This window comes from Oleiphilus sp. HI0132, from assembly GCF_001635845.1.
In genome coordinates this window covers 1-4,579 of the sequence record NZ_LWGJ01001220.1, presented here as the reverse complement: position 1 = coordinate 4,579, position 4,579 = coordinate 1, and the positions used below count along the sequence as shown (strand labels likewise).

General features: G+C 40.5%; 9 protein-coding genes. 2 read left to right on the top strand and 7 right to left on the bottom strand.

What is annotated here, in order from left to right; genetic code table 11:
- Positions 1 to 252 precede the first annotated feature (252 nt).
- On the bottom strand, positions 253 to 585 hold the full coding sequence (locus tag A3766_RS17895) for a Qac family quaternary ammonium compound efflux SMR transporter (protein ID WP_068511193.1): 333 nt from the start codon (positions 583 to 585) through the stop codon (positions 253 to 255).
- A 224-nt stretch (positions 586 to 809) separates the two neighbouring features.
- On the opposite strand from A3766_RS17895, the gene A3766_RS17890 reads away from it, so the two are divergent.
- Together A3766_RS17890 and brnA are read left to right on the top strand one after the other, a co-directional pair.
- On the top strand, positions 810 to 1,109 hold the full coding sequence (locus tag A3766_RS17890; protein ID WP_068511104.1) for a BrnT family toxin: 300 nt from the start codon (positions 810 to 812) through the stop codon (positions 1,107 to 1,109).
- On the top strand, positions 1,096 to 1,371 hold the full coding sequence (gene brnA, locus A3766_RS17885; protein ID WP_068510173.1) for a type II toxin-antitoxin system BrnA family antitoxin: 276 nt from the start codon (positions 1,096 to 1,098) through the stop codon (positions 1,369 to 1,371). Before A3766_RS17890 ends, brnA begins: the two co-directional genes overlap by 14 nt.
- A gap of 71 nt (positions 1,372 to 1,442) precedes the next feature.
- On the opposite strand, the gene A3766_RS17880 is transcribed toward brnA, so the two are convergent.
- From A3766_RS17880 to A3766_RS17855, 6 genes are all read right to left on the bottom strand, one after another.
- Positions 1,443 to 1,829, bottom strand: a complete 387-nt coding sequence (locus A3766_RS17880) for a hypothetical protein (RefSeq protein WP_068511467.1) — start codon at positions 1,827 to 1,829, stop codon at positions 1,443 to 1,445.
- Between the two features lie 561 nt (positions 1,830 to 2,390).
- Positions 2,391 to 2,822 carry a hypothetical protein gene (locus A3766_RS17875; protein ID WP_068511465.1) on the bottom strand — a complete coding sequence of 144 codons (432 nt, stop codon included), beginning with the start codon at positions 2,820 to 2,822 and terminating at the stop codon, positions 2,391 to 2,393.
- A 509-nt stretch (positions 2,823 to 3,331) separates the two neighbouring features.
- Positions 3,332 to 3,622, bottom strand: coding sequence for a HigA family addiction module antitoxin (locus A3766_RS17870; protein ID WP_068511195.1), 291 nt, complete (start codon positions 3,620 to 3,622; stop codon positions 3,332 to 3,334).
- Between the two features lie 14 nt (positions 3,623 to 3,636).
- Positions 3,637 to 3,927 carry a type II toxin-antitoxin system RelE/ParE family toxin gene (locus tag A3766_RS17865; RefSeq protein ID WP_068511197.1) on the bottom strand — a complete coding sequence of 97 codons (291 nt, stop codon included), beginning with the start codon at positions 3,925 to 3,927 and terminating at the stop codon, positions 3,637 to 3,639.
- Positions 3,928 to 4,072: 145 nt separating this feature from the next.
- Positions 4,073 to 4,366, bottom strand: coding sequence for a HigA family addiction module antitoxin (locus A3766_RS17860; RefSeq protein ID WP_068509680.1), 294 nt, complete (start codon positions 4,364 to 4,366; stop codon positions 4,073 to 4,075).
- A partial coding sequence (locus A3766_RS17855) for a type II toxin-antitoxin system RelE/ParE family toxin (RefSeq protein ID WP_068642625.1) occupies positions 4,366 to 4,579 on the bottom strand: 214 nt, incomplete at its 5' end. The genes A3766_RS17860 and A3766_RS17855, both read right to left, overlap by 1 nt.

The window sequence follows — 4,579 nt, the reverse complement described above, 5'->3', positions numbered from 1 at the left end:
GTATTCATTTATTTTTTTTGCAGGGTCATCGAGTATTGATATTGTAAGCCCAATAATCACAGCAGCAGCTAGAGCCGAATATATAAATTTAAACAGTGCTTTAAAAGTTGCCATAACTTCGTTCTGAAACATAACGCCTTGCACAGCGGAAACTGTAGTGTAGTGGCTTTGTGCAACAATGAGCGAAGCGAATGCACAAAGCCGCGGAGCGGAGGTTTTCCGACTGGTGCAACTTGTTAGATGCATACTGGACTAATGTGCACTGGTTTTTGAAAGCAAGTTGAGAACAACAACGCCACCAACGATTAAACCCATGCCAACATACCCCCAAAGGTCAAGTTTTTGCCCGTGCATGAACCATGCGACTAGAGTTACTAAAACTATGCCAAGCCCTGACCAAACTGCATATGCAATACCAACAGGGATTGATTTCAGAGTAAGTGAAAGTAAATAGAAAGCAGCGCCATAGCCAATAATAACAAGCAGCGATGGGGCGATTTTAGTAAAACCTTCACTAGACTTAAGACTGGATGTTGCAATTACTTCACAAATAATAGCAGCGGATAAGAATAACCAGTTTTTCACAGTTTTCTCCAATGTATATATTTTTCGAAAGATTAAACTAACCCTTTAAAAATGAACAGTCTTGTTCTTTTGGAGAGGCTGTGAGCACATGGGGCATCTAACGCCCGGCTCACCGAGCAAATTTTATTGGCGGCTTTTTTGGTACAAAAAAGGTGACAATAAAATTTGTCCGGTGGAGCCGCTTGTTAGTGCCATTTTTATGTATATGATGGTAATATACATAAATGATTAATTGGAAACAAATAAAAGGCTTTAATTGGGATGCTGGCAACGAAAGAAAAAACGTTGATAAACACAGCGTAAACCAGTTAGAGGCCGAACAATTATTTTTTAATGAGCCTTTATTACTGCTGCCGGACAAAAAGCACAGTGATAAAGAGCCCAGATACCATGCCCTTGGAATTACCGATGATGGGCGGCAACTACATATTACTTTTACACTGCGTGAAGATAACACTTTGATTAGAGTGATTTCTGCACGACCAATGCACAAGAAAGAGAGGAAATTTTATGAACAAGCATAAACAGCCTCCAAAGTTTAAAACAGAGGCAGAAGAACGAAAGTTTTGGGAAGATAATGATTCCGCTGATTACTTGGACTGGAGTAAGGCCGCAAAAGTAACAATGCCCAACTTAAAACCATCGACGAAAACAATTTCCTTGCGGTTACCTGAGTCTTTGCTTGAAAGCATTAAAATTGAGGCTAATCGAAGAGACATGCCTTACCAGTCCTTAATCAAATCTTGGCTTGCTGATGATGTTCGACAGAATCGCTTAGCTTCTTAAGAGCACTAACGCCCGCCTAAACGGAGGAGTAAAATTGGCGCGCCTTTTTGGCACAAAAAGCGTGACATATTTTACGGAGTCCGTTTGAGGCGCTGGTTATGTTGTTCTTCTTTGCTAGAAGTAGCAACTCGATAAATACAATAAACCACAGCCAAGCCGAAGCCTATTGAACCATTAAATATGTTAGCTAAACCCGCTGTAATAGCGACTGCCAAATGTATTTGTTTATTACGAAGTAACAACCAGCCTAGAGAAAACGACACTATAAAAATAACCGACGCAAGGAAGTAAGGCATGGCCAACATAGTAGCCATTTGGCTAATACTAATCTCTCTATCGCTGGCACCAGTTATGAGCGATAACAATTGATAAGAATCGATGAGCGAAAATATAAGACAATAAAGAGCATTTAGAATAATGCTCGCACCAAGTAACTTTTCAAATAGAGCTTTGTTCATAATCCCTCAAAAAACATAACGCCTTGCGAATGGGCGAGCGACGCGCAGCAAAGCGAGTCCAGCCCCGGGTGTTTTTCCGGGGCGATCATTGCGCAACTGGTTAGGTGATTGATTCACTTTTTGCCTCGATTTTATGACCGCACTTACAGCAATAAAAATACTTATAAGCGAATTCATTCGGGACAAGCCAGACTTTAAATTTGCTGCGTTTGCTCGTGAGCAATTTTACCACTTTACCTGAATGAACTAGAGCTCTTTGTTCGCATTCCGGACACTTAAAAAATGCCGTGATGATTATTGCCGACCAACCAAGAATAATTAATGCTGCTAGAAGCGGGATAAACAAGTTAATAGAAATGAAGATAACTGGAAGAACTAACCAAAATAATTTGGCCGCTATTGACGAGGCTAACCAATAGTAATTAGAGATACTTGTTCAATCTGGTAACCCCTATTTACACCTAACGCTTGCCTAAACGGAGGAGCGAAATTGGCGTGCCTTTTTGCGACAGCAAAAAGCGCGACACATTTTGCGGAGTCCGTTTGAGGCGCTGGTTATATTCATTTCTGATAAGGTGGAGGCGGTTCAGATTTCTCACGAATAAAACCATCTAAACCAATATAGTCACCTTCTTTAACTATACGGCGACAATATGCGAGGTATCTTTTACCTTTTTCAAGAACTACTGGAACAACCGGAAAACCATAAGTATAGGTATCATCGCATTTAAGCATTACAACATACTTACCTTCCTTCAAACCCACGTTAAAATGCATAGACTTCATCATGTTTGTAGTGATAACTTCTGTTGCGTTCTCATCTACGACTGAAACCACTGATGGTCTGTGCCTTACCTTCATAAATGGAATCTTCTCCATATCAATGAAGGCTAAGTCTAATATGCCAATATTATCAGGGTTGTATCTACTTGGTGGAGTTGCACAACCACCAACAAAAAGTGCAATTAGCACTGTAATAAACTTATTAATCACCTTTCTCCTTTAAGAATATAACGCCGCCATTTGCGGGATGAGTTTTATGGCGACGTTTATGCGTTTCTTTGCATAAACGGTGACAGAAAACGAAGATCCGAAAGATGGCCTGGTTATATGATTTTTGCTTTTAGTCTTTTGACCTTATGCTCTTAATTTATTGTTAAGAACTCAGAAACGACGCAATAAACCATACAATAATTTTTATTTTGTTTATCTGATTTTGACCACGATAAACCCTAAATTCTTACCTGAACTGTCAACGAAACCACCCATCAAAGTGACCCGATTACGCTGAGCAAAAAACTAATTTTTAGAACACTGAACCTTGATGATAACCTGACTTTATAAGAAGGCCATCTTTGCACAAAACTAAGAAAACCGCGTACAAGTGTTTGGTACTTTTGCGCATATAACGCCGCAATTTGCGCGACGGAGTGGAATGGCGGCTTGTTTGCGTGTTTTTGCAAACAAGGTGACAGCCCACGAAGTTCCGCAAGATTACTTGGTTATATGCCTACTGCTTGTAGGGGCTGAATATGATTTTCTGGCCGTTTTGCTGATAAGTCATGAACTGACTGCAAATTAAGCCAAAACTCAGGTGACGTATTAAAAGACTCTGATAATAGCCATGCAGTTTCAGGGGTTACCCCACGCTTACCACGCACTATTTCATTTATGCGCTGTATAGGAACGCCTAGATGTAATGCCAATGCTTTTTGAGTTACCTCAAGAGGCTCTAGAAACTCTTTGAGAAGAATAACTCCTGGGTGTGTTGCTATGCGATTTGAAGGAATCATAATTTACCTCATATTTAGTGGTAATCCACTATTTGGACATCATGAGCAGCGTTAGAATCCCAGCGAAATACAATACGCCACTGAGAATTAATACGAATACTATGGAAACCGTCTAGGTCACCTTTAAGTAGCTCAAGCCTATTTCCGGGAGGCGACTTAAGGTCATCTAGGTTCTGAGCAGCATTAATAACATCAAGCTTATATAAAACTAACTCATGTATCTGATTGGGCAGCTTTCGTGCCCAACGACTAGAAACACCATTAAACAGATCTGATGTAGTTTTATTGCCAAAGGAAATAATCATTTAGGCATATTAACGAATACACGGTATTCATGCAACATATAGCGCCGCAATTTGCGCGACGGAGTTAGATGGCGGCTTGTTTGCGTGTTTTTGCAAACAGGGTGACAGCTCACGGAGTTCCGCAAGATTGCTTTGTTATATTTAATCACGCAGCCTCAAAAGAAACTGAGTGAACGTTACCTAAATTGATATTTTGTTTGGCCTGCCAAAGGTCATAGTTGTCTTGCATTGCCAGCCAGCTTTCAGGACTACGACCTACAGCTTTGGATAGCCTTAATGCCATTTCAGGTGTTACACCACTTTGCCCCTTTAAAATACGGTTAAGTGTCGATGATGCGACATCTAGCTGTTTGGCTAAAAAGCGGCAGCTATAACCGAACGGCTCAAGGTATGTTTCTTTAATGAACTCACCGGGATGAGGAGGGTTATACATGCTCATTAGTGATAGTCCTCGTAATTTAATATGAATGCATTGCCATCTTTGAATTCGAAAGTTACTCGCCAGTTACCATTAACCGAAATAGACCAAATACCTTCACGGTCACCTTTTAATGGGTGCAATTGATAACCTGGTAAATCAACATCCTCGATTACATGAGCAGTATCGATAGCCGCCAGTTGCATTTTCAATTTCCTTGCATGGCTATTCTGA

Excerpts from the sequence above, each read along its gene's own strand:
- A3766_RS17865 (WP_068511197.1), bottom strand. The coding sequence starts at position 3,927 with ATGATTATTTCCTTTGGCAATAAAACTACATCAGATCTGTTTAATGGT.
- brnA (WP_068510173.1), top strand. The coding sequence starts at position 1,096 with ATGAACAAGCATAAACAGCCTCCAAAGTTTAAAACAGAGGCAGAAGAA.
- A3766_RS17880 (WP_068511467.1), bottom strand. The coding sequence starts at position 1,829 with ATGAACAAAGCTCTATTTGAAAAGTTACTTGGTGCGAGCATTATTCTA.
- A3766_RS17860 (WP_068509680.1), bottom strand. The coding sequence starts at position 4,366 with ATGAGCATGTATAACCCTCCTCATCCCGGTGAGTTCATTAAAGAAACA.
- A3766_RS17870 (WP_068511195.1), bottom strand. The coding sequence starts at position 3,622 with ATGATTCCTTCAAATCGCATAGCAACACACCCAGGAGTTATTCTTCTC.
- A3766_RS17890 (WP_068511104.1), top strand. The coding sequence starts at position 810 with ATGATTAATTGGAAACAAATAAAAGGCTTTAATTGGGATGCTGGCAAC.